General features: G+C 72.6%; 23 protein-coding genes and 1 pseudogene. 16 read left to right on the top strand and 8 right to left on the bottom strand.

The features are described 5' to 3' along the window. Positions 1-43: 43 nt before the first annotated feature. The 6 genes from AB0L59_RS18605 to AB0L59_RS18580 all read left to right on the top strand — a co-directional run bounded on the left by AB0L59_RS18605 (position 44) and on the right by AB0L59_RS18580 (position 5,656). On the top strand, positions 44-1,366 hold the full coding sequence (locus tag AB0L59_RS18605) for an aldehyde dehydrogenase family protein (protein ID WP_365584584.1): 1,323 nt from the start codon (positions 44-46) through the stop codon (positions 1,364-1,366). Positions 1,367-1,406: 40 nt separating this feature from the next. Then, complete coding sequence (locus AB0L59_RS18600; RefSeq protein WP_365584582.1) at positions 1,407-2,312, top strand: aldo/keto reductase; 906 nt, start codon at positions 1,407-1,409, stop codon at positions 2,310-2,312. Positions 2,313-2,732: 420 nt separating this feature from the next. Next, positions 2,733-3,113: a BlaI/MecI/CopY family transcriptional regulator gene (locus AB0L59_RS18595; protein ID WP_365584580.1), complete on the top strand. Its 381-nt coding sequence runs from the start codon at positions 2,733-2,735 to the stop codon at positions 3,111-3,113. Then, positions 3,110-4,036 (top strand): M56 family metallopeptidase, encoded by a 927-nt coding sequence (locus AB0L59_RS18590; protein WP_365584577.1) that lies wholly within the window; start codon positions 3,110-3,112, stop codon positions 4,034-4,036. Before AB0L59_RS18595 ends, AB0L59_RS18590 begins: the two co-directional genes overlap by 4 nt. Before the next feature lie 119 nt (positions 4,037-4,155). Then, positions 4,156-4,548, top strand: coding sequence for a VOC family protein (locus AB0L59_RS18585; protein ID WP_365584574.1), 393 nt, complete (start codon positions 4,156-4,158; stop codon positions 4,546-4,548). Positions 4,549-4,585: 37 nt separating this feature from the next. Then, positions 4,586-5,656: an adenosine deaminase gene (locus AB0L59_RS18580; protein ID WP_365584572.1), complete on the top strand. Its 1,071-nt coding sequence runs from the start codon at positions 4,586-4,588 to the stop codon at positions 5,654-5,656. Here the strand turns inward: AB0L59_RS18580 and AB0L59_RS18575 are convergent. The 3 genes from AB0L59_RS18575 to AB0L59_RS18565 all read right to left on the bottom strand — a co-directional run bounded on the left by AB0L59_RS18575 (position 5,638) and on the right by AB0L59_RS18565 (position 7,776). Next, positions 5,638-6,153, bottom strand: coding sequence for a DUF664 domain-containing protein (locus AB0L59_RS18575; protein ID WP_365584570.1), 516 nt, complete (start codon positions 6,151-6,153; stop codon positions 5,638-5,640). The genes AB0L59_RS18580 and AB0L59_RS18575 overlap by 19 nt on opposite strands. 28 nt (positions 6,154-6,181) lie before the next feature. Continuing rightward, the gene (locus tag AB0L59_RS18570) at positions 6,182-6,451 is read right to left on the bottom strand and encodes a carotenoid oxygenase family protein (protein ID WP_365584567.1); all 270 of its coding nucleotides are present in this window, start codon (positions 6,449-6,451) and stop codon (positions 6,182-6,184) included. Positions 6,452-6,849: 398 nt separating this feature from the next. Next, positions 6,850-7,776 carry a LysR substrate-binding domain-containing protein gene (locus AB0L59_RS18565; protein ID WP_365584565.1) on the bottom strand — a complete coding sequence of 309 codons (927 nt, stop codon included), beginning with the start codon at positions 7,774-7,776 and terminating at the stop codon, positions 6,850-6,852. A gap of 147 nt (positions 7,777-7,923) precedes the next feature. Between AB0L59_RS18565 and mgrA the strand changes: the two genes are divergently transcribed. Beyond that, positions 7,924-8,916: an L-glyceraldehyde 3-phosphate reductase gene (gene mgrA, locus AB0L59_RS18560; protein WP_365584564.1), complete on the top strand. Its 993-nt coding sequence runs from the start codon at positions 7,924-7,926 to the stop codon at positions 8,914-8,916. An 8-nt stretch (positions 8,917-8,924) separates the two neighbouring features. Here the strand turns inward: mgrA and AB0L59_RS18555 are convergent, their stop codons facing one another. Then, on the bottom strand, positions 8,925-9,908 hold the full coding sequence (locus tag AB0L59_RS18555) for an oxidoreductase (RefSeq protein WP_365585059.1): 984 nt from the start codon (positions 9,906-9,908) through the stop codon (positions 8,925-8,927). Positions 9,909-10,008: 100 nt separating this feature from the next. Here AB0L59_RS18555 and AB0L59_RS18550 point away from each other — a divergent pair, with 100 nt between their 5' ends. Beyond that, the gene (locus tag AB0L59_RS18550; protein WP_365584562.1) at positions 10,009-10,926 is read left to right on the top strand and encodes an AraC family transcriptional regulator; all 918 of its coding nucleotides are present in this window, start codon (positions 10,009-10,011) and stop codon (positions 10,924-10,926) included. A 233-nt stretch (positions 10,927-11,159) separates the two neighbouring features. Here AB0L59_RS18550 and AB0L59_RS18545 read toward each other — a convergent pair whose 3' ends face one another. Continuing rightward, positions 11,160-11,561 (bottom strand): nuclear transport factor 2 family protein, encoded by a 402-nt coding sequence (locus tag AB0L59_RS18545; RefSeq protein WP_365584559.1) that lies wholly within the window; start codon positions 11,559-11,561, stop codon positions 11,160-11,162. A gap of 309 nt (positions 11,562-11,870) precedes the next feature. Between AB0L59_RS18545 and AB0L59_RS18540 the strand changes: the two genes are divergently transcribed. The 4 genes from AB0L59_RS18540 to AB0L59_RS18525 all read left to right on the top strand — a co-directional run bounded on the left by AB0L59_RS18540 (position 11,871) and on the right by AB0L59_RS18525 (position 16,293). Next, positions 11,871-12,281 carry a hypothetical protein gene (locus AB0L59_RS18540; RefSeq protein WP_365584556.1) on the top strand — a complete coding sequence of 137 codons (411 nt, stop codon included), beginning with the start codon at positions 11,871-11,873 and terminating at the stop codon, positions 12,279-12,281. A gap of 61 nt (positions 12,282-12,342) precedes the next feature. Continuing rightward, complete coding sequence (locus tag AB0L59_RS18535; RefSeq protein ID WP_365584553.1) at positions 12,343-14,682, top strand: FHA domain-containing protein; 2,340 nt, start codon at positions 12,343-12,345, stop codon at positions 14,680-14,682. A gap of 37 nt (positions 14,683-14,719) precedes the next feature. After that, entirely contained in the window at positions 14,720-15,271 is a 552-nt protein-coding gene (locus AB0L59_RS18530; RefSeq protein WP_365584550.1) for a hypothetical protein, read from the top strand. Continuing rightward, positions 15,271-16,293 (top strand): serine/threonine-protein kinase, encoded by a 1,023-nt coding sequence (locus AB0L59_RS18525; RefSeq protein WP_365584547.1) that lies wholly within the window; start codon positions 15,271-15,273, stop codon positions 16,291-16,293. Before AB0L59_RS18530 ends, AB0L59_RS18525 begins: the two co-directional genes overlap by 1 nt. A 100-nt stretch (positions 16,294-16,393) precedes the next feature. Here AB0L59_RS18525 and AB0L59_RS18520 read toward each other — a convergent pair whose 3' ends face one another. After that, positions 16,394-17,662, bottom strand: coding sequence for a streptophobe family protein (locus AB0L59_RS18520; protein WP_365584544.1), 1,269 nt, complete (start codon positions 17,660-17,662; stop codon positions 16,394-16,396). 189 nt (positions 17,663-17,851) lie between these two features. Here AB0L59_RS18520 and AB0L59_RS18515 point away from each other — a divergent pair. After that, a pseudogene (locus tag AB0L59_RS18515) lies at positions 17,852-19,036 on the top strand (DUF6777 domain-containing protein); the annotation flags it as partial. Between the two features lie 422 nt (positions 19,037-19,458). Further along, entirely contained in the window at positions 19,459-19,911 is a 453-nt protein-coding gene (locus AB0L59_RS18510; RefSeq protein WP_365584541.1) for an ATP-binding protein, read from the top strand. A 42-nt stretch (positions 19,912-19,953) separates the two neighbouring features. Here AB0L59_RS18510 and AB0L59_RS18505 read toward each other — a convergent pair whose 3' ends face one another. Further along, complete coding sequence (locus tag AB0L59_RS18505; protein WP_365585056.1) at positions 19,954-20,841, bottom strand: RNA polymerase sigma factor SigF; 888 nt, start codon at positions 20,839-20,841, stop codon at positions 19,954-19,956. Between the two features lie 269 nt (positions 20,842-21,110). Between AB0L59_RS18505 and AB0L59_RS18500 the strand changes: the two genes are divergently transcribed. Further along, on the top strand, positions 21,111-21,506 hold the full coding sequence (locus tag AB0L59_RS18500; protein WP_365584538.1) for a helix-turn-helix transcriptional regulator: 396 nt from the start codon (positions 21,111-21,113) through the stop codon (positions 21,504-21,506). Between the two features lie 199 nt (positions 21,507-21,705). Here the strand turns inward: AB0L59_RS18500 and AB0L59_RS18495 are convergent, their stop codons facing one another. Next, positions 21,706-22,905 (bottom strand): epoxide hydrolase family protein, encoded by a 1,200-nt coding sequence (locus AB0L59_RS18495; RefSeq protein WP_365584536.1) that lies wholly within the window; start codon positions 22,903-22,905, stop codon positions 21,706-21,708. Between the two features lie 133 nt (positions 22,906-23,038). On the opposite strand from AB0L59_RS18495, the gene AB0L59_RS18490 reads away from it, so the two are divergent. After that, positions 23,039-23,521, top strand: a complete 483-nt coding sequence (locus AB0L59_RS18490) for a VOC family protein (protein ID WP_365584534.1) — start codon at positions 23,039-23,041, stop codon at positions 23,519-23,521. Positions 23,522-23,523: the final 2 nt, after the last annotated feature.

The raw sequence follows: 23,523 nt of genomic DNA, 5'->3' as shown, positions 1-23,523 counted from the left end.
TAGGCTCGGGCCGAACCCGCCCGGCACCACCAGCGAGGCATCCGTGAACCACTCCGCCATCGAGCAGCCCGCCGACATCGTGGCCCGCCTGCGCGCCACCTTCGCCACCGGCCGCACCAAGCCCGTCGAGTGGCGCACCGGCCAGCTCGGCAGGCTGCGCGCGATGCTCGCCGAGCGCGGCGCCGACCTCGCCGCCGCCCTCCACGCAGACCTCGGCAAGAGCGGCACCGAGGCCCATCGCACCGAGATCGACTTCACCATCCGCGAGATCGACCACACCCTGGAGCACCTGGCCGACTGGCTGCGCCCGGAGCCCGCGCCGGTCCCCGCCCATCTCGGCGCCGACGCCACGGCCTGGACGCAGTACGACCCCCTCGGTGTCGTCCTCGTCATCGCCCCCTGGAACTACCCGGCCCAGTTGCTGCTCGCCCCGATGGTCGGCGCCCTGGCCTCCGGCAACGCGGTCGTCGCCAAGCCGAGCGAGCTGGCCCCGGCCACCTCGGCCGCGCTCGCCGAACTGATCCCGGCCTACCTCGACACCGACGCGGTCGCCGTGGTCGAGGGCGGCGTCCCGGAGACCACGGCGCTGCTGGCCGAGCGCTTCGACCACATCTTCTACACCGGCAACGGCACCGTCGGCCGGATCGTCATGCGCGCCGCCGCCGAGCACCTCACCCCGGTCACCCTCGAACTGGGCGGCAAGTCCCCGGTGTTCGTGGACCGTGACGCGGACCTCGACGTGGTCGCGGACCGGCTCGCCCGCGGCAAGTTCCTCAACGCCGGGCAGACCTGTGTCGCCCCCGACTACGTCCTGACCGACCCGGAGACCGCCGCCACCCTGGAGGCCGCCCTGGTCCGCGCGGTGCAGGCGCTGTTCGGCACCGACCCGGCGGCCTCGCCCGAGTACGGACGGATCGTCAACGAGCGGCACTTCGACCGGCTCTCCGGCCTGCTCGGCTCCGGCCGGATCGCGGTCGGCGGCACGAGCGACCGTGAGGCCAAGTACATCGCGCCGACCGTCCTCGCGGACGTCGACCCCGCCTCGCCCGTGATGCGGGAGGAGATCTTCGGCCCGATCCTGCCCATCGTCACCGTGGCCGGCCTGGACGAGGCGATCGGCTTCATCAACGACCGCGACAAGCCGCTCGCCCTCTACGTCTTCAGCCGGTCCGAGAAGACCCGTGCGCGGATCGCCGCCGAGACCTCCTCCGGCGGCCTCGGTCACGGCCTGCCCCTCGCCCATCTCACCGTCTCCGACCTGCCGTTCGGTGGTGTGGGGGAGAGCGGCATGGGCAGCTACCACGGCCGCTACTCCATCGAGACGTTCAGCCACCGCAAGGCCGTGCTGGAGAAGCCGCTGAGCTGAACTGCCTTGCCGGCACGGCGAGTGTGCGAGACTCCCTCGGATGACTCCTGAGACGATCACCGCCGACGCCTCCGGCACCTGGAAACTCGGTGACCTGCCCGTGCACCGCATCGGCCTCGGAGCCATGCGGCTGACGGGCAGCGCCGCGTTCCACCTGGGCACGCCCAGCGACCGCGCCCGCTCGATCGCCGTGCTGCGCCGGGCCGTCGAACTCGGCGTGAACCACATCGACACCGCCGCGTTCTACTTCTCCGCCACGCGGTCCGCCAACGAACTGATCAACTCCGCCCTCGCCCCGTACGCCGACGATCTCGTCATCGCCACCAAGGTCGGCCCGTTCCGCGACTACTCCGGCGAGTGGGGCACCTCGGCCCGGCCCGAGCAGCTGCGCGGCCACGTCGAGGAGAACCTGCGCCAGCTCGGCCGCGACCACCTCGACGTGGTCTATCTGCGTCGGATGCGCCAGGACTCGATCGCCGAGCACTTCGGCGCGCTCGCCGAACTGCGCGAGGCCGGCCTGATCCGGCACCTGGGCGTCTCCGACGTCGAACCGGCCCACCTCGCCGAGGCGCTGGAGATCGCCCCCGTCGTCTGCGTGCAGAACCGGTACGCCCTGGACCGGCCCGATGCGGTCGGTGACGAGCTGCTGCGCCTGTGCGCCGCCCACGGCATCGCGTTCGTGCCGTTCTACGCCGTCGCGGGCGAGGCCGGACCCCATGCGGCGGCCGACGCCCATGACGACGCCGTGCGCGACATCGCCCGAGCGCACGGAGTGAGCCCCGCGCAGATCCGCATCGCCTGGACACTGCACCAGGGCCCCCACGTCCTCGCCATCGCCGGCACCGGCAACCCGGACCACCTCGCCGAGAACGTCGCGGCGGGCGCGCTGCGCCTCTCGGCGGACGAACTGACCCGCCTCGACGCCCTCCACACCGGCACAAGCTGACACCCCCGGGCCACCACCCCGGCCTCCGGCCTCCGGCCTCCGCGAAGGCGCCAGCCGGTGGGCGCGTCGGTCTCCTGTGGCTGGGGGCAGTGGCAGGGGTGGGGTGCCTGGGTCTGCCGGGCCGGGCCGGGGCGGTGGCAGCCGGCCGGTGCTTCGGTCTTGCCCCCGGGACGGGGCAGCCGGTGGGCCGCCCGTGTCTCTTGCCTCCAAGAAGGTGGCACCCGGCCGACGCCTCGGTCTCCTGTCTCCGGGAGGGCTGCCCCGCCGGCGACTCGGGGCCTCCGCACCCCGCGCGGCGGCCCCCGTACGAGCGGTCCTCCCATAATGGGTGCGGGGGCACAGCCGTACGAAGGATCGCTTGACTACTATCGTGTAGACGGTCGTCCGGGCCGCAGACCAAGACGGGGTGAGGGACGTTCCATGACCGAGGCGAAGGACGAGCGCCGGCCGGCCGGTGAGCTCGAGGCGAGCGTCATGGCCGCACTCTGGACCGCGGGCGGACCGCAGACGCCCGGCCAGGTCCAGCGCAGCCTCGGCGCGGAGCTGGCCCGTACGACGGTGACCACGATCCTCACCCGCCTCCATGACAAGGGAGTCGTCGAGCGGCACCGCCAGGGCCGCGGTTACGCCTACCTTCCGGTGCGGGACGTCCAGGACTCCCAGGGCCTCACCGCCCGCCGGATGCACAGCGAGCTGGACCGGGACAGCGACCGTGAGACCGTCCTCGCCCGCTTCGTCGCCCAGCTCAGCCCCGACGACGAACGCATCCTGCGGGACCTGCTCGAATCCGACGAACGATGACCGCGCTCCTTCTGCTGCCCCTGCTGCTGCCGTTCGCCCTGCCGGCCCTGGCCCGCCGGGCCCTGGACCGGCTGGCCCCCGTGGCCGCGCTGTGGGCCGTCACCGTCTGTGCGGTGGTCCTTGCCGGCTGCTCGCTGGCCGCGCTCGGCTCGTTCGTCCTCATCGGGCTGCTCAAAGTCCCGCTCTTCGCGGCGGTCGGCGAGTTGATCCACCCTCTGCGCACGGCCTCGGACCTCGTCGTCCTGCCCGCCGCCGCGACCTCCGTCGGCGCCCTCGCCGTCTGCGGCTGGACCCTCGTGCGCTCGGTGCTGCACCAGACCCGCGCCTTCCGCGCGGCCCGCACAGAGGCCGGGCACCGACCCTCGGCCGGCGACCTGTGCGTCGTGGACTCGCCCCGCCCGGACGCCTACGCGCTGCCCGGCCGCCCGCACCGCATCGTCGTCACCACCGCGATGCTCCGCAGCCTGGACGGCCCCGAGCGGGAGGCGCTGTTCGCGCACGAGCGGGCACACAACGACGGCGGCCACCACTACTTCCTCGCCGCCGCCGAACTCGCCGCACACTGCCACCCGGCGCTGCGCCCCGTCCGCGAGACCATCCGGCTGGCCGTCGAGCGCGTCGCGGACGAGGCGGCCGCGGCCCGTGTCGGCGACCGGCGCCTGACCGCCCGGGCCATCGCCCGCGCGGCCCTCGCCGGACAGGCCGCCCGCTCCGAGCGCCCCGACTTCGCGCCCGCCGCGACCACCGGCCCCGTTCCGCGGCGCGTCCAGGCCCTGCTGGCCGCTCCTCTCGTGCCCCGGGCCGGCCGTACGATCGCCGGTCTGCTCATCGCCTGCACCGCCGTCTCCTGTGCGGCCTCGGCCGTGGGCATGGCCGACTTCCACCACCGGGTGGAGGTCGCCCAGGGCGACGAGAGGCCCTGACGCCCCCGCCGGGGGACACACCCCGAGAAGCCGCACGGTGACGCGCGTAGAACAGGACTGGCGCGTGCGGAGTTTTACGTATAACCTCACCCGCTAACCACCCCCACCGGAAGGTCCCGATGCGACGCGTCGCCCTGGTCACCCTCGTCGTCGACGACTACGACGAGGCCATCCGCTTCTACACCGAGGCCCTCGGCTTCCGGCTCGCCGAGGACGCCCCGCGGCCCGACGGCTCCCGCTGGGTCGTCGTGCAGCCGGGGAGCGAAGGCGCGGGCACCGGTCTGCTCCTGGCCCGCGCCAAGGACGAGGCCCAGGGCTCCCGCGTCGGCGACCAGACCGGCGGACGCGTCGGGTTCTTCCTGCACACCGACGACTTCGCCCGCGACCACGCCCGGACGACAGCGGCCGGCGTGACCTTCCTGGAGGAGCCGCGCCACGAGCCCTACGGCACCGTGGCCGTCTTCCAGGACCTGTACGGCAACCGCTGGGACCTGCTCCAGCCCGCCGCCTGATCCACCCCTGGAACCACTCGCGAGGAATTCCCCTGCCATGACCGCGCCCCGCATCGACACCGAGACCCTCCGCCGCCTCCCCAAGGCCGTGCTGCACGACCACCTCGACGGCGGCCTGCGCCCCGCCACCGTCGTCGAACTCGCCGCCGAGATCGGCCACACCCTGCCCACCACCGACCCCGACGAGCTGGCCGCCTGGTACTTCGAGGCCGCCAACTCCGGCGACCTGGTCCGCTACATAGCCACCTTCGAGCACACCCTGGCCGTCATGCAGACCCGCGAGGGCCTGCTGCGCACCGCCGAGGAGTACGTGCTGGACCTCGCCGCCGACGGTGTCGTCTACGCCGAGGTGCGCTACGCGCCCGAGCTGAACACGCGGGGCGGGCTGTCGCTCGGCGAGGTCGTGGAGACGGTCCAGGAGGGCCTCGCCGCCGGCATGGCCAAGGCGGCCGCCGCGGGCAGCCCCGTCCGGGTCGGCACCCTGCTGTGCGGCATGCGGATGTTCGACCGGGTCCGCGAGGCCGCCGACCTGGCCGTCGCCTACCGTGACGCCGGTGTCGTCGGCTTCGACATCGCCGGCGCCGAGGACGGCTTCCCGCCCGCCGACCACCTGGACGCCTTCGAGCACCTGCGCAGCGAGAGCGTGCCCTTCACCATCCACGCCGGCGAGGCGCACGGCCTCCCGAGCATCCACCAGGCCCTGCAGGTCTGCGGCGCCCAGCGCATCGGTCACGGCGTGCGCCTCACCGAGGACATCGTCGACGGCAAGCTCGGCCGCCTCGCCGCCTGGGTGCGCGACCGCCGGATCGCGCTCGAGATGTGCCCCACCTCCAACCTGCAGACCGGCTGCGCCACCTCGATCGCCGAGCACCCGATCACGGCGCTGAAGGACCTCGGCTTCCGGGTCACCCTCAACACGGACAACCGTCTGGTGTCGGGCACGACGATGACGCGGGAGATGTCCCTGCTGGTCGAAGAGGCCGGCTGGACGGTCGAGGACCTGCGCACCGTCACGGTCAACGCCCTGAAGAGCGCCTTCATCCCGTTCGACGAGCGCAACGCCCTCATCGAGGACGTGGTCCTGCCGGGTTACGCGGCCGCGCTCTGAACCAGCCCCCTGAGATAGGCGGCCTGCCCGATGTGCTGAAGGTCGTCGGACAGGACGCTCACCAGGCGAGCCCCCAGGCTGACCGGGGGATCCCAGCGCTCGTCCACGATCCGCTCCAGATCCTTGGCGGCGAGCCCCCGCAGCGCGCCGAGGGTCTGCTCGTGGACGGCGTCGTAGTACCCGGTCAGCAGGTCGGCGGAGTCGACCCTGACCTTGGCGACCTTCGCCGGGGTGTGCCCGTATCCGTGGTCATGGGGCGGCAGGTCGAGGCCGAAGCGTTTCTCCCAGCCCTGCCCCAGCCACACCTGCTCGAGGTCGAAGGCGTCGGCGAGGTGGTCGTCCTGCACCCGGGTGAGGTGCCAGACGAGCCAGGCGATGGAGTTGGCGTCGGTGGCCGGACGGTGGTTCAGCTCGTCCGGTCCGAGGCCGTCGAGGGTGGCGTGGACTTCTTCCTGGATGCGGCCGTAGCCGTCGATGAGGATGTCCTTTGCATGCATAGCGTCCACCATCCCAAACGGCGGCCGTTCACGCGTCCGGAATCCGGCTCCCGTGGAACCCGGGCGGCACCCGCCCCGGCAGATGCACCCGAGACACCGGCACCCCGGTGAAGTCCTGCGCCGCGAGGATCACCAGGTCGGCCGCGCCGCGGTCCGGGTTGTGGACGTACGCGAGCGCGTTGGAGAACGCGCCGTCGGGCGGGGTGCCTCCGTCCGGCGTCAGATACGCGGCCGTCAGCGCGGCAGCCGCCGCCGTGCAGCCGTGGCGGTGCCGCCTGGACACCGACGCCTCGTTCACGCGCGGGAATTCCTGCGGCCGGTCGTCCGGTACCCCTGCCGTACCCGTCCCTGGCGCAGGCCGACCCTCCAGCGCAGGGCCGCCGGTCCGCCGCATCACGCCCACGCGCGCGGGGTGTGCGGCGCGCCCCGATGGACCCGCCACCAGTGCCGGTTGTGCTTCCCGGCCGGCTGGCAGGCGATCGCGTGCGGCTCACCGGCGTGCACGTCGCACGTGGTGTGGGCGGTGAACCAGCGTGCCCCGGAAGTCGTACGTGCCCACCGTCCCCGGCTCACCGTCGAGTTCGTACGGCAGCGGGCCGCTCTCCTGCAGGGCGAGGCCGCCCTCGGTGGGGGATCAGGCACGCCGTGCACCATGCCCCCGGCGAGCATCCGGTCGAGTCGGCGCGGCGGGCGGAATCAGGAAGGCCGGGGCTCCTCCCGGGGTGGTGCCGGGTCCTCTGTCTCGCCCCCTGTCTCCAGGAGTGCGACGAGTGCCCGCGCGGCGGGGCTGGTGGCGCGGTCCGGGGGCAGCAGGGCCACGGTCTCGTACTCCGCCTCGCCGGTGCCCTTCAGCGGCAGCGCCGTGAGCGAGGGCCGCTTGTGCCGGAAGTGCCGGGGTACGACCGCGATCCCCAGGTTCTCGTCCACCAGGTCCAGCAGGCTGTGCACGTCGTTGACCTCCAGGGCGACCGTGCGCCGGATGCCGGCCGCGGCGAACGCGGCGTCGGTCGTGCGGCGCGGGCCCCAGTCCGGGTGGAAGTCCACGAAGACCTCACCGGCCAGGTCCTGAGGGGCGAGCACCGCGCCGGCCGCGGCCAGCCGGTGCCCGGGATGACAGAGCACGGTCATCGGCTCGCTCGTCAGCGACACCGAACGCAACTGGTCGGTGTCCGCCTGGGTGCGGTAGGCGAAGGCGAGGTCGAGCCGGCCGGCTCCGACCTCCTCGGCGAGCGCACCGGATCCGGCCTGCCGCAGCCGGATCTCCACATCCGGGTGCCTGCCCCGGAACGCGGCCAGCATCCGCGCCACCTGGACCCCGGCGATGCACTGCTCGGTGCCCAGCGCCAGCGTGCCGCGCAGCACACCCTGCACCGCCGCCACCGCCTCGTGCGCCGAGCGCACCTGCGCCAGGATCCGCTCGGCCTCCACCAGCAGCGCCCGCCCCGCCTCGGTGAGCGTCACCCGCCGCGTGGTGCGCACGAACAGCGGCGCCCGCAGTTCCCGCTCCAGCGCCCGGATGGACGCCGACAACCCCGACTGCGACACCATCAGGCGTTCGGCAGCCCGGGTGAAATGCTGGTCCTCGGCGACGGCGACGAAGTGCTGGAGATGGCGCAGTTCCATGATTGAGAAGCCTAGCGGCTGAATTCCATCGGATTCTTCTGTTGGACCACTGCCCGCCCGGCGGGGAAGAGTGGGAGGGGTGATCAGGAGCCCATCGCTCCCACGCACCATCCGGCCAGACCACGTGCCCACCCCTCTGGAGTCGCGTTGTACACCGCACACCCCGACCGTTACGCCGACATGCCCTACCGGCGCACCGGACGCAGCGGACTGAAGCTCCCCGCGCTGTCCCTCGGCCTGTGGCACAACTTCGGCCCGGACCGGCCCGCCGAGACCCAGCGGGCCATCCTGCGCCGCGCCTTCGACCTGGGTGTCACCCACTTCGACCTCGCCAACAACTACGGCCCGCCGCCCGGCGCCGCCGAGTCCGCGCTCGGGACGGCACTCAAGGCGGACTTCGGGCCCTACCGCGACGAGCTGGTCATCTCCACCAAGGCCGGCTACCTCATGTGGCCCGGACCGTACGGCGAATGGGGATCGCGCAAGTACCTGCTGTCCTCGCTGGACCAGAGCCTTGCGCGCATGGGCCTGGACTACGTCGACATCTTCTACTCGCACCGCTACGACCCGGACACTCCGCTGGAGGAGACGATGGGCGCCCTGCACGCGGCGGTGCAGCAGGGCAAGGCGCTCTACGTCGGCGTCTCCAACTACTCCCCGGAGCAGACCCGCGAGGCCGCCCGCATCCTCGCCGACCTCGGCACCCCGCTGCTCATCCACCAGCCGCGCTACTCGATGCTCGACCGGCGGCCCGAGGAGCAGGATCTCCTCGCCACCCTGGACGAGCTCCAGGTCGGCTCCATCGTCTACTCCCCGCTGGAGCAGGGCCTGCTCACCGGCCGCTACCTCGACGGCATCCCGGAGGACTCCCGGGCCGCGAGCGACAGCCCGTTCCTGAACTCGGACGCGGTCACCGAGGAGCTGGTCGGCCGGCTGCGCGCCCTGGACGAGATCGCCAAGTCGCGCGGCCAGACCCTGGCCCAGCTGGCCCTGGCCTGGGTGCTGCGCGGCGGCCGGGTCACCTCCGCGCTGGTCGGTGCGAGCAGCCCGCAGCAGCTCGAGGACACCGTCGGCACCATCCGCAACCTGGACTTCGACGCCGAGGAGCTGGCGCGAATCGACGCGATCGTCCAGCCGTAGGTCCCTGATCAGGCCGTGAGCCGTGCACTGACCTCCCAGAGGCGGGCCGCCGCCTCTGGGTCGACGGCGTACGGCAGGACTCCGGGCAGCCCCGAGTCCGCCCGCCACTCGGCCTCGCGCTCAGGGGTCACCACGGGGCTGATGTCGCAGTTCTCGCAGTAGGCGCCGCCCCGTCCGGCGAGCTGTGGGCTGGTGGCGCACCAGACGCTGGTCGCCGCTCCCTGCGCGACGGTCTTGAGCTGCCGGGCCGGGTCGCGCACCAGCCGCCCCTCCTCGTCGATCGCACCGGCCGCCCGGAGCGCCTCCTGGGGGACGTGCTTGGCGAGGCCGGTGTCGACGATCATGCCGGGGTGCACGGAGAAGGCCCGTACGTCCTCCGCCCGGCCCCGCCGGTCCAGTTCCACGGCGAAGAGCGCGTTGGCGGTCTTCGACTGGCCGTAGGCGAGGAACGGCTCGTAGGCGCGGTGCTCGAAGTGCAGGTCGTCGAAGACGACGGGCGAGAAACGGATGCCCCGGGACGACACCGACACCACGCGCGCCCCGCGGGCCGCCACCAGCGCGGACCACAGCCGGGTCACGAGCCGGAAGTGCCCGAGGTGGTTCGTGGCGAACTGCGACTCATGGCCGCGCGCGTCCCGGCGCAGCGGCGTCGCCATGATGCCGGCGCTGTTCACCAGGATGTGCAGCGGACGCCCGGAGGTCAGGAACGTCTCCGCGAAGGCGTCGACGGACGCCGGGTCGATCAGGTCCATCTCCTCGACTTCGACGCCCTCCGTCTCCTTGAGCGCGGCGCGGGCCCGCTCCGGGTCCCGGGCCGGTACGACGACCTGGGCGCCCGCCGCGCGCAGGACGCGGGTCGTCTCCAGGCCGATGCCCGAGTAGCCGCCGGTGACGATCGCGACCTTGCCGGTCAGGTCGATGCCCTCGATCACGTCCTGCGCGGCGGACGCCGCACCGAAACCGGAGTGCAGGGGCTGCTGTGGGGTGGTCATGCCGGGTGTCTCCTCGCTGTGAGCCATGGAACCACCGTAGGCAGGGCGTATCGAACGATGAATGCTTGAAAGTGCGCGCCACTTGCGTGATAGTTCGAGCATGTCCACCGATCCACTCTCCGACGCCCTCGCCGTCGCGGACGCGCGCGGGGTGTTCTCGGGCGGTTTCACGGCCGGCGGGCGCTGGGCGATCCGCCTGCGCGGGCGCGACAAGCTGAAGGTGAACGCCTTGGCGCGGGGCGCCTGTCTGCTCGTCGCCGAGGACTGCGCCGAACCCGTCGCGCTGTCCGAGGGCGACATCGTGGTCTCCGACGGGCGGCGGTCGTACGTGCTGTGCAGCGAGCCCGGACTGGAGCCGGTCGAACCGGCGCAGATCAGGGTGGATCCGCGCACCCGGATGGGGGCGGTCGGCGCGGGGGACGAGGTGGTGTGCGTCTCCGGGCACATCGACCTCAGCCGGGACAGCGGCGATCTGCTGCGCCGGGCCCTGCCCGGGCTGATCCATGTGCGCTCCGGCGCGGCCGAGGCCCCGGTACTGCGCTGGCTCACGGCACAGCTGATGCGGGAGATGGCCGACGGCCGCGCCGGTTCGGCCTTCTCCTCGGACCACCTCGCCCAGCTGATGTTCCTCGAGGTCCTGCGGGCCTGTCTCCACGAGGCCGCGGGACTGCCGGCCGGCTGGCTGCGGGCGCTGGCGGACGAGCGGCTGGCCCCCGCCCTGCGTCTGATGCACGCCGACCCGGCGCACCCCTGGCAGCTGGAGGAGCTGGCGCGGGCCGCCGCGATGTCCCGGACCACCTTCGCCGTGCGCTTCCGGGAAGCCGCGGGCGTGCCGCCCCTGACCTATCTGCAGAACTGGCGCATGAGCCTGGCGGCCCGGGCCCTCCGCCAGGAGTCCGTGCCGGTGGCGACGCTGGCCCGCTCGGTGGGATACAGCTCCGAGAGCGCCTTCAGCAACGCCTTCAAGCGCACCGTCGGCGTCGGACCCCGGCGCTACCGGGAGACGGTCGTCGGCTGAGGCGCTCCTGGGGGTGCTGGGTCACCCTGTCGCCCTCCACCCTGCCGCTCGCCTCGCGGATGCCGGCCCGCACGGGCGGCTTGTCCGTGCGCCACCGAGGGCCATGCACGCACTCCGCCAGGGACCGGCCGTCGGCCGTGCCGCGGACCTGTTCTTCGGCACCGCGGCCCGGTCGACCGTTCGCCGGCACGGACCGCCGCACAGGGCGGGGACTCGTCGCCGGCCAGGCGGTGTCAGGCACCCGCCGGCACGCGGTCCAGAAAGCCCAGCACCTGCCGGATGCGGCCCTCCTCGTCCAGCGTGACGACGTCGAACCCGGCCACCGGCGCCGATCCGTCCCCGGAGGAGGCACCCGCAGCCTCGTTCACCAGCTCCCAGGCGAAACGAGCGGTGTCGTGGTGTCCGTCCACCACACCCAGGGGCCGGAAGACGAATCCCGGGAACTGCTCGTGGGCCGCCGCGATCACGGCCGCGATGCCCTCGTGGCCGCGGACGTCGGCGAGGGGGTCGGTGTAGCCGCCGTCCGCGGTCCACGCGGCGGCGACCGCCTTCTTCAGCGCCTCCGGGTCGGTGGCGTTCCAGGCCTCGAAGTAACGGGCGGCGGCGCTCTCGTAACGGTCGGTGTTCGCGGACATGGTGCATCAGCCTCCATCGAGGTCGTCACTGCTGATCGGAGCCGGATCCGGGGGCTTCGCCGATCCGGTGTGACCACCATGCCGGAGGGCCGGGGGCGGGTCGATTACCTGCCCGGTAATGCCGGGCGCCCCGTACGCCGGTCCATTCCGGCCAGAACGGTCGGTGAATATGCCAGGAGACTGGCCGGAAAGTCATGGTGACAGTGTTTCGGGAGTGGCGATACTCGAACATCAGGGGCACTTCACCGCACAGGAGCCGGAAAGCGAGGGCCGGGCCGGCACATCAGCGAGGCGACGGGGGAGTGAGACGTGCACGACGAATTCCTGTGCCATGTCACGGCGTACGGCATGTGCGACGGCCGGCGCATCGGTGTACCGCTCGGCACCTACCGCGCGCCGACGCTGGCCCTGGCTCTGTGGTGGCTGCGCGACCGGGCCTCCTGGATCGCCGAGCGCCTCGACCCGAGCCCGGAGGACCCCGCCTACCCGGCGGGCGCGCTGGTGCCCGTCGCGGACACGGTGACCGATGTGCCCGCCCTGCTGCGCGCCTGGTGCGCCGACGACGCGGGGCAGGAGCGGGTGGCCGACGAGCTGTCCGGCGGACGGCTGGTGCGCATCGCCGCCAGTGACGACACCACCGAGTACGAACTGCTCGCCGAGTCCGTCGACGCGCTTCGCATGCAGCGCACTCTGCCGGCGCTTGTCGTGCCCGTCGCCTGACACGTGTCCACCGGCCCGTGGCGCTGGGCGCACATGTGAGCGAATCGGTACAATTCTAGCCATGGCGGAGCGGCCGATCGCCCCGACGGCGCCCGAATTCGTCCTGGAGACCGACACGGGCTCCACGGTGATGAGCCCGGGCCACGACTACCACGTCGGACGCGACCCGTTGAGCGACATCGTCCTCGACGATGCCCGGGTCTCGTGGCACCACGCCGTGCTGCGCTGCGACCACGATCGCTGGACCCTGACGGACCAGCACAGCACCAACGGCACCTACGCCGACGGCCGCAGGATCGACGAGTGGGGCCTGCGCCCCGGCAGTGTGATCCGCTTCGGCAACCCCACCGACGGCCCCCGCGCCGTCCTCGCCGACGCCCCGCGGCCCGCCCCCGACCGCCCCTCCGCGGTGTCGCTGCCCCTGCTGACACGCACCTTCCGCCGGCCCAGCAGCACCCGCCCGCTACCCGCGCGTACCGTCCGCATCGGCCGGGCCGCCGACAACGACCTCGTGGTGGACGACCTGATCGTCTCCCGCCGCCACGCCGAGCTGCGCGCCCACGCCGACGGCACCTACGAGATCGTCGACCTCGGCAGCCACAACGGCACCTACCTCAACGGCCGGCCCGTCGCCCGCGCGCCCCTGGGCCCCGGCGACATCGTGGGCATCGGCCACTCCGCGTTCTACCTGGTCGGCGACGAGCTCCAGGAGTACGTCGACACCGGCGAGGTCTCCCTCGACGTCCAGGACCTCACCGTCACCGCCGACGGCGGGAGCAAGGTGCTCCTCGACCACGTGTCCTTCCCGGTGGGGGAGAAGTGCCTGCTCGCGGTGGTCGGGCCGAGCGGCGCCGGCAAGTCCACGCTGCTGAACGCCCTCACCGGACAACGGCCCGCCGACCGCGGCACCGTCCTCTACGACGGCCGCGACCTCTACCGCGACTACGCCGAACTGCGCCAGCGCATCGGACTGGTCCCGCAGGACGACATCCTGCACCCCCAGCTCACCGTGCGCGCCGCGCTGTCCTACGCCGCCGAACTGCGCTTCCCCGAAGACACCGCCATGGCCGAGCGGCGCTCCCGGGTGGACGAGGTCATCGGGGAACTCGGCCTGCGACAGCGCGCCGAACAGCCCGTGCACAGCCTCTCCGGCGGGCAGCGCAAACGTGTCAGCGTGGCCCTGGAACTGCTCACCAAACCCTCACTGCTCTTCCTGGACGAGCCGACCTCCGGCCTCGACCCCGGCATGGACCGGTCGGTGATGAACATGCTGCGCGGCCTCGCCGACGACGGCCACACCGTCGTCGTGGTCACCCACAGCGTCCTCAGCCTCGGTGTCTGCGACCGCCTCCTGGTGCTCGCCCCGGGCGGCACGGTGGCCTACTACGGGCCGCCCGACGACGCCCTCGCCTTCTTCGGCTTCGAGCAGTGGCCGGAGGCCTTCGAGGCCTTCGACCGCGACCCGGACCGCGACTGGGCGAGGGAGTACCACGAGTCGCCGTTCCACCGGCACTACGTCGCCGAGTCCTCCGCCCAGCCCCACCACCCCGGCCCGGCCCCCGTCGCCCCGGCACCGCCGCCCCGCCCCCGCGGCTGGGGCGCCCAACTCGCCACCCTGGTCCGCCGCTACACGGCCGTCCTCAGCGCCGACCGCACCTTCCTGTTCGTGATGATCGCCCTGCCGTTCGTCATGGGCGCCATGGCCCGGGCCCTGGCCGGCAGCCGGCTCGCCCCCGACACCGCGATGAACGGGCTGCTCATCCTGTGCGTCGGCGCCGTGCTGACCGGCGCCGCCAACGCGGTGCGCGAAATCGTCAAGGAACGCGTCGTCTACCAGCGCGAACGCGCCGTCGGTCTGCCCCGGTCGGCCTATCTGATGTCCAAGATCGTGGTGCTCGGCACGATCAGTGTCGTCCAGGCCGTCGTCCTCACCCTCGTCGCCCTCCTCGGCGTCGGCCTCAACACCCCGGGCGGCAAGGGCGTCCTGCTGCCGCCGCTGCTGGAGATCACCCTGGCCGTCGCCCTGCTCGCGTTCACCGCGATGATGCTCGGCCTGCTGGTCTCCGCGCTGGTGCGCAAGGAGGAGGTGACGATGCCGCTGCTGGTGCTGCTCGCCATCGTCCAGGTGGTGTTCTGCGGGGCCCTGCTCAGGCTCAGCGGCGTGCCCGGCCTGGAACAGCTGGCCTGGTTCGTGCCCTCCCGCTGGGCGCTCGGCGCCATGGCCGGCACCGTCGGCCTGTCCCGGATCGTGCCCGGACGGCTCACCGCCGACCCCCTCTTCCGGCACTCGACAGGCGTCTGGCTGCTCGATATGGCCATGCTGGTGGTGCTCTCCGTCCTCTACGGGCTGGTGGTCGCCCGGCTGCTGCGCCGGCGCGAGCCCGCCGTGATGCGGAAGTAGGCAGCACGATGGCACACGCGCGGAAGCAGGCGCCCCGATGAGCAAAGCGCCCCGTCCCGGATTCCGGCCCACGCACGTCGTGCCGCGGCGCGGCATGCCCGCCTGGGAGGACCCCGACCCGGCCCGGCCCACCGTGCCCCTCGACCCGCTGCTACCGGTGGAGCTGCTGGAGCGGCGCGGGGACTGGGGGCACATCCGCTGTTCCAACGGCTGGGGCGCGTGGGTCGACGGCCGCCGGCTCGTGGCCGTACCCGACGACCCGCCGGCCGTCGAGGGCCCGGTCGACCGGGCCGATCCGCGGCCCCTGCTGGCCCGCGCCGAACAGGCCCTGTCCGACTACCGGGCCGCGGTGGAGGAGCTGGCGGCCGGCGCCCTGGACGGCGAGGACTTCCAGGACCGCACCACCGGCCTGCGCATCGGGATCGTCGTCGACGGGGAGTCCATGTGGCTGTACGACCCCGGGGAAGGGCGCTGGGTCTACGGCGACGGACGGCGGCTGACCACCTACGCCACCGACCGGGCGGTCGCCGGCGAGGAGGACGCCGGGCACGCCCCGACCCGGGTGGTCGCACCCGAAGGTGAGCACTGATGGCGCGCGAGACCGGCCTGTTCTCCGGCCGTCCCTCGGAACTGATCGGCCGGCGGGTCGCGAGCTACCGGATCGACAGCGAGATCGGGCGCGGCGGCATGGCCGTCGTCTACCGTGCCCATGATCTGCGTCTGGACCGTACGGTCGCCCTCAAGCTGCTTGCCCCCGAACTCGCCCGCAACGACACCTTCCGCAGACGTTTCACCCATGAGTCCCAGGTGGCCGCCGCGATCGACCACCCGCACATCGTGCCGGTCTTCGAGGCCGGTGAGACCGACGGCGTGCTCTACATCGCCATGCGGTACGTCCCCGGTGGCGATCTGCGACGCCTCCTCGACCTGCGCGGACCGCTGCCGCTGCCTGACACCGTGCGGATCGCGGCGCAGGTGGCCTCAGCCCTCGACGCCGCCCACGAGCACGGGCTGGTCCACCGGGACGTCAAACCCGGCAACATCCTCGTCACGGAGGGCATCGACAGCGACCACCCCGAGCACGTGTACCTCACCGATTTCGGGCTCACCAAGAAGTTGCTGTCGCTGACCGGCCTCACCAGCGTCGGCCAGTTCGTCGGCACCCTCGACTACGTGGCTCCCGAGCAGATCTCCGGCCGACCGGTCGACGGCCGCTGCGACGTCTACGGTCTGGCCTGCGTCATGTACGAGGCCCTCACCGGCCGCCCGCCGTTCCTGCGCGCCGACGACATGGCCCTGCTCTGGGCCCACCAGTACGACGATCCCCCTCCGCCGAGCGAGACCCGCCCGGGCCTCGCCGCCGCGCTGGACCCGGTCTTCGCCAAGGCCCTGGCCAAGAGCCCGGACGTCCGCTACGACACCTGCCTGGCCTTCGTCGCCGCCCTGCGCGCCACCGCGGCGACCGGCGCCGGCCCGGCCGAGGTGCGCCCGGCGGCGGAGGCGGACACGGAAACGGACCACACCGCGGCCGAGAGCCCGAGCCCACCGCACTGGGCCGATCCGGTCTTCCCCGACCAGAGCCCGACCCGCCCCCACCGGGTGAGTGGCTGACCGGTCAGCGGCGGCGGAACCCCGAACCACAGTCCTCCTCGCCGCCTGAGCGGTGACTGCCGGGCGAGGGCGATCCGCTGCGGGCTGTCCGTTCGTACCGCTAAGGCCGTCCCACCCCGCTCCGCCGGTGCAGCCACCGGCCCAGCAGGCCGCCCACGAACCCGGCGACCAGCCCCCACAGCGCGCCCAGGCCCACCGCCCCCCACAGCTGGGGTCTGAGGAACAGCTCGCCGGACAGCCCGCCGCCCAGGTCGCCGATGCCGAGCAGGGAGAGGCCGTAGTGCGCCGAGAGACGGCCCGTCAGACAGATCATCAGCACGGCCAGCGCCAGCGCCACGGCCAGATGCAGCGCGTGCTGCCACACGCGGATCCTGGCCGGTGAGCGTGCCGCCATCCGGAAGGCCACGGCCAGCAGCAGGATCGCGTCCACGATCGGCAGCCACACCCACCGGCCGTCGTAGTCGGTGAGCGAGCCCAGGTTCAGCGCGGAGACGTCGGGGGTGCGCAGGATCGCGTCCAGGACGTGCGGCATCGGCAGGCCGAACGGGCCGTCCACACGGCCGTTCCAGGTCGCCCCGAGCCCGATGGTGAGGGCCAGCCAGGCCAGATTGGGCAGCCCGAGCAGGACCACCGCGAAGGTCGCCGGGGCGTGCCCGCGGGTGGCCGCCGTGATCAGCGCGATGACGAGGCCGACGACGACGTACGCGAGGAGCAGGACCAGCACCGCGTGGGCCGCGGGCCGCACTGATTCGTGGAACCGCAGCAACCGCCCCGGCAGCGGTGCCCCGCGCGCGACGAGCAGCGCCAGCAGCAGCACCCCGGCCAGCCACAGCAGCCCGAACAGCACCGTCAGCGGCACGTCCGTGGTGAACCCGACCTGCGGTGCCGCGCCGAACAGCCCGGTCAGATCGCTGAGGGTGCCACTGCCCACGTCGACGGCGAAGGTCTGCCGGGCGCCGAAGGCCAGGCCGATCAGCACCAGCAGCCACAGCACCGCGATCCGCGCGGCCCAGCCGGCCAGTTCGCCGGCCGAGGCGACCGCCCGGTGCCGCAGCGGGCGCAGAAAACCCGCGCCGATCACCAGGGCGCCGACGAGGGTCACCGACAGCGGGATCACGGTGAGCCCGGCCCGGGTCTGAGCCAGCACACCCGCGTTCCCGGAGAGCCGCACGCTGCCGCCGACCGCCGTGACCAGGGCCGCGACCACCACCCTCGGAAACGCCCCGTCCGGCAGGCCGGCCGCCCCGGCGGCCCACAGACCCAGTGCCGCCACCAGCACCATGACGGCCAGTCCGGTCAGCACCGCGGCCACGGCCTGCGCCCAGCCGTGATGGGCGGAGGGCCGCGCGGAGACGGTTGGAGCGCTCACGCTGGACACGCTATGCAGCCGCCGGGCACCTCGCCCGCCGGGTGAGCCGTCCGCGTCGGCTTGCGAGCCTCGCCGCCCTGCCACACACAATGGCATCAATGTGCAGCCAAATGCACCAAACGGGACTTGACTCAGACAAGCCGCGTATCGCGCCGCGTATCGCGGCGATCGCGACGGGAAGAAGTGCTCGTGAGCGCCGAACCTCCGTCTTCCGGCCGCCCGACCGGCCCGCCCTCCGGCCCTCTGTCGGGCTCCCCACGACCCCCCTCCGGACCACCGCCCACCCAACCGCCGGGCGGTGGCGCCGCGTCCGAGGGTCCGCGCAGGCCGTGGTGGAAGTCCGTACCGCGGGTGGCAGCCGTCAGCGGTGTGGTCGTCGCCGCCGTGGTCCTCGCGGTGGTCTTCACCCGTCCGGGTGGTTCCTCGGCCAAGGGCGGTGAGGTCTTCCTGCAGTCCGCGGCCAGCAGCGGTCAGGACCCGTTCACGGAGTCGACCGCGAAGCAGAGTTCCGTGCCGCCCCCGCCCCCGACCTCTGCCTCCGCCGCGCCTTCGGGCGCGCCCATGGCGGTGCAGGGCGTGGAGGGCGGAGCGCCCGGCCTGTACGGCGGCACCAAGGGCACGGCCGCCTGCGACGTCGAGAAGCAGGTCAGGTTCTTCCAGTCCGATCCGAACAAGGAGAAGGCCTTCGCCTCCGTGGTGGGCGTCCAGCCCTCCGGCGTGCCCGCCTACCTGCGCTCGCTGACGCCGGTTCAGCTGCGCGTCGACACCCGGGTGACCAACCATGGTTACCGCAACGGCGCCGCCGCCGGCTACCAGTCGGTGCTCCAGGCCGGCACAGCCGTACTGGTGGACGGTCACGGCATGCCCCGCGTGCGCTGCGCCTGCGGCAACCCGCTGGCTCCGGCGGTCGCCCAGAAGACGACGCCGAAGCTGGTGGGCCCCCGCTGGTCGGCGTACCGGCCCTCGAACGTGGTCGTGGTGACGCCCGCGCCGACGGTCGTCAACGTCTTCGTGCTCTACGACACCCACCACGAGGACTGGATCCACCGTCAGCGCGGTGACCACGACGGCCGGCACGACCAGCACGCCGGGCCGCCGGAGTTCCCGCACCCGTGGAACCTGCCGCCGTGCCCGCCGCCGGGCGCGCCGGGGAAGCCGGGCGGCTCGCCGAAGCCCTGCCGGTCCACGCCCGCCGAGCCGAGCCCTTCGACGCCCTCCTCCCCGTCCCCCTCGCCGAGCGCGTCTGCGTCCCTCTCGAGGTCCCCCTCGCCGAGCGCCTCGCCGTCGGGATCCGCCGCGACGTCCCCATCGCCCTCGCCGTCCCCGTCCTCCTCGAAGTCCTCCTCGTCCCCGGCTCCCTCCTCCTCGTCCTCCTCCTCGGAGACGACGTCGTCCGCGCCGACGTCCTCGGCGAGCGTGCCGTCCTCCACGGGGCCGTCGTCACCGTCACCGGGCTCGCCATCGGCCAATTCCTCGACCGAGAAGTCGTCGGCGCCCTCGAGCCAGACCTCGTCGCAGCGGTGGACGAGCGGGGCGATCACCTCCGCCCCGCCGTCCTCTCAGAACTCCGCTCCGGCCCCGGCCACCCCTGAGACATCCGGCGAGTCGGCGGTCACGTCCACTCCGCAGGAGCCCGAGAACCCCTCCTCCTCGTGAGCGGTCACGGGCTTCCGGTTACGTGACCATCGCCACTGTGCGCGGTGGGCGAACGCCTCGTGGGACTGCCGAGCCGCACTCGGGGTACGAGGACAGGTGCAAGAGGCGTCCGTCCGGACCGGGCTTCCGAGAGAGACAGCATGACAAACCACCTGGGCGGGGAAGTGATACCGACTGGTTTCGACGTACCCGTGGAACCGCTGCGACGCGCGGCGCACTACACCGGCGAGCCCGGATGTATCGCCGAGGCGCGCGCTTTCGCGTCCCAATTCCTGGAGCAGCTGCGCACCGAGTGGTGTGCCACCGCCGACCGCCGTGCCGACGGCGAGCTGCTGCTGGTCGTGAGCGAACTCGTCACCAACGCCGACCGGCACAGCAACGGCCCGTACATCCTGGAACTGGAAGGTACCGACAGCGCCATCACTGTGTGCGTCTACGACAGCAGTTCCGCGCTGCCGCACCGCTTCCCCAAGGATCCGGAGCGGGTCGGCCGGCACGGGCTGGAGATCGTGCACGCCCTGGCCTCGGAGGTCACCGTCGAGCGTGTGCCCGTGGGCAAGCGGGTCCGTGCCCGCTTCGAACTGCAACGCTGAGGCGGCGGACGCGCCGCCGCCTCAGCGTTCCCCGTGCCCGGCTCAGGCGCAGCCGAGTTCGCCCAGCATGCCCTCGCGCAGCCGGGTGATGATCCGCTTGATCAGCCGCGACACATGCATCTGGGAGCAGCCGAGCCGTTCCCCGATCTCCGCCTGGGTGGCCTCCTCGACGAACCGCAGATGGATGATCTGCCGGTCCCGCTCGCTGAGCTCCGCCATCAGCGGGGCGAGCGCGTGGAGGTCCTCGACGAGCCGCAGCCCCTCCTCCTCCACGCCGATGAAGTCCGCGAGCACCGCCTCTCCCTCCTCCCGGCCGTCTCCGACGAGCGCGGCGTCCAGGGAGGCGGAGTTGTACCCGTTGGAGGCGAGCTGGGCCTCGACCACCTCGCGCTCGGAGATGTTCATCAGCGTCGCCAGCTCGGCCACCGTCGGGTCCCGGTCCAGCCTGCTGGACAGCTCCTCGCGCGCCTTGGCCAGCTCCACCCGCGCCTCCTGGAGCCGGCGCGGCACGTGCACCGCCCACGTGGTGTCCCGGAAGAACCGCTTGATCTCGCCCACGATGTACGGCAGCGCGAAGGAGGTGAACTCCACCTCGCGGGTCAGCTCGAACCGGTCGATGGCCTTGATCAGGCCGATCATGCCGGTCTGGACGATGTCCTCCATGTCGTCGCCGCGGCCCCGGAACCGTCCGGCCGCGAACCGGACGAGCGACATGTTCATCTCAATGAGGGTGTTGCGCGCGTACTGGTACTCGTGCGTGCCCTCCTCCAGCTCGGTCAGCCGCCGGAAGAACTGGCGGGAGAGCTCCCGTGCGTCACGCGGTGCTACGGACGCGGGGTCCACGATGCCAGGCAGTGAACCTTCGCCCGTCCTGTCCTGCTCGGTGCTCTCGGCGACCTCTGCTTTCGACCGGATCCCGGCGGTGTTCATTACCTCTCCCATGAAAGTCACGGTTCTGCATGTGCCCGGCGGCCTCTATGGGTACGTTGCCCGTCGCTTGCCCCGATTACCCGGATCTGCGCGTTTCATACGTGCCTGAGGTGCCGCTCACCGGGCGGGTACCCCCGGTCACGCGACGCATGCGTCCGGCAGGGCAGAGCTGACCGAAAACGATCGGTCGCCATCCGCGGGGCTCCGTTTCCCTCAGGGCGCAATGCCGGGCCCTTGTCCCGTAGCTCTCGCCTCCTAGGCTGACCGGGGTGACCAACCAGGTGAACAACGAAGCCCGAGTGATTCCCCTGCGGCCGGTCCCGGACCGTCCGGCACAGCCCGAGTCCGAGCCCGCGGAGAGCAAGGAGCCGCTGTGGCGCGATCTGGTCGGTGACGTGCTGCGCCGCGAGCGGCGGGCACAGGACCGCACCCTCAAGGACGTGGCCGACGCGGCCAGGATCTCGCTGCCCTACCTGTCCGAGATCGAGCGCGGCCGCAAGGAGGCCTCCTCGGAGGTCCTCGCGGCCGCGGCCCACGCTCTCGGCCTGGGCCTCGGCGACCTGCTGTCGCTGGCCCACGGCGAGCTGACCCGCCGCACGATCACCCACTCCCGCCCGGCGACCGCACCGCACCGCCCGTACAACGGCCTCAGTCTGGCCGCCTGACCACCGCCCCCACCGGCAGGCCGGCCCGCACCGGCCCGGTGGGGGCCCCGGGCCGGTCGCTCGCGGGACCCCGGAACGAGCCTCTGCCCATGGCCTCATGGGCCACACCGAGGCTTGCCCGTGCCCGCCAGAGCCCTGCGGAGCGCACTGTCCCCCGGGGGGCGCCGACACGCCCCCCGGGGCCCGCGCGGTCGTCGGCTCACTTCTCCCGCAGCAGGCGGAAGAAGGCCCTGACGTCCGCGACCAGCAGGTCCGGCTGCTCCAGGGCCGGGAAGTGGCCGCCCCGCTCGAATTCCGTCCAGCGCACCAGATTCTCGGTCCGCTCCGCCTTGTGCCGCAGCGGGATCTGAGGGTCGGCCGGGAACACGGCGACCGCGGTGGGGGCGGTCGAGGGTGCGGACGGCCGGGCGGTCCGGTCGCCGGTGGTGTGCGCACGCTCGTAGTAGATACGGGCCGAGGAACCGGCCGTACCGGTCAGCCAGAACAGCATCACGTCGGTCAGCAGCCGGTCCCGGTCCACCGCTTCCTCCGGCAGCTCCTCGCAGTCCGTCCATTCCCGGAACTTCTCGACGATCCAGGCGAGTTGCCCGACGGGCGAGTCCGTCAGGGCGTAGGCGAGGGTGTGCGGCCGGGTGGACTGCAGGCCGGCGTACCCCGCGCCCTCCCGGAACCACTCCTCCCACCGGTGCCAGGACCGCAGCGTCCGCTCCCGCTCCTCGGGACCGAGCGCGGCCAGTTCCTCCTCGGTCGGCTCGGTGGCCGCCTGTGCGCCGGGCAGCAGATTGAGGTGGACCCCGATCACCCGGTCCGGATGCGCACGGCCCAGCTCGCGCGAGATCGCCGCACCCCAGTCGCCGCCCTGCAGCCCGAACCGCTCGTAGCCGAGCCGCCGCATCAGCTCCACCCAGGCGTCGGCCACCCGGCGTGCCTCCCAGCCCCGCTCGGTGGTGGGGCCGGACAGCCCGAACCCCGGGATGCTCGGCACGACGACATGGAAGGCGTCGGCCACGTCACCGCCGTGCGCCACCGGGTCGGTGAGCGGGCCGACCACGTCGAGGAACTCCGCGATCGAGCCCGGCCAACCGTGCGTGAGGACCAGCGGCGTGGCATTCGGCTCGGCGGAGCGGATGTGGGCGAAATGGACCTGTGCACCGTCGATGGTGGTCGTGAACTGCGGCCACCGGTTCAGTTCGGCCTCGGCGGCGCGCCAGTCGTACTCGTGCCGCCAGTACCGCACCAGTTCCCGAAGATAGCCCGCCGGGACGCCGTACTCCCAGCCGGCTCCGGGCAGCTCGGCCGGCCACCGGGTGCGGTCGAGCCGGTCGTGGAGGTCGTCGAGGTCGCTCTGCGGGATGGACAGCCGGAAGGGTTCGACGCGTTCGTCAGGTGTGGAGCTCATCCTCCGGATGCTAGGTGCGGACTCCGTTCACCCGCCCGGATTATCCGGCGGTCCGGCCGATGAGTTTCGGCACGAGGATCGGTCGACACAGGTGACCGATCGCCCGCCCGTGTCACCCACCCAGGAGGTACGCATGACCACCGACGGATTCTCCACCTGTCTCTGGTTCGACGGCCAGGCCTCGGAGGCCGCCGAGTTCTATGTGTCGGTCTTCAAGAACTCCAGCATCGGCCGCGTCAGCCGCTACACGGACGCCGGGCCGGGTGAGACCGGCTCCGTGCTGACCGTCGAGTTCACCGCCAACGGCCAGAGGTTCGTCGCCCTCAACGGCGGCCCCCAGTTCACGTTCAACGAGGCCATCTCCTTCCAGGTCCTCTGCGCCGACCAGGAGGAGATCGACCACTACTGGACCAGGCTCACCGAGAACGGCGGCGAAGGCGGTCCCTGTGGCTGGCTCAAGGACAGGTACGGCGTCTCCTGGCAGGTCGTCTACGACCGGCTGCCCGAGATGATCCACGACCCCGACCGGAAGAAGGCGGACCGCGCGACCGAGGCCATGATGGGCATGGGCAAGCTGGACGTGGCCGTGCTGGAGCGGGCGTACGCGGGGGAGTAGCG

Source organism: Streptomyces sp. NPDC052109 (genome assembly GCF_040680195.1).
GTDB lineage: Bacteria > Actinomycetota > Actinomycetes > Streptomycetales > Streptomycetaceae > Streptomyces.
The sequence above is the reverse complement of the archived record's forward strand: the minus strand, read 5'-3'. Positions and strand labels throughout refer to the sequence as shown.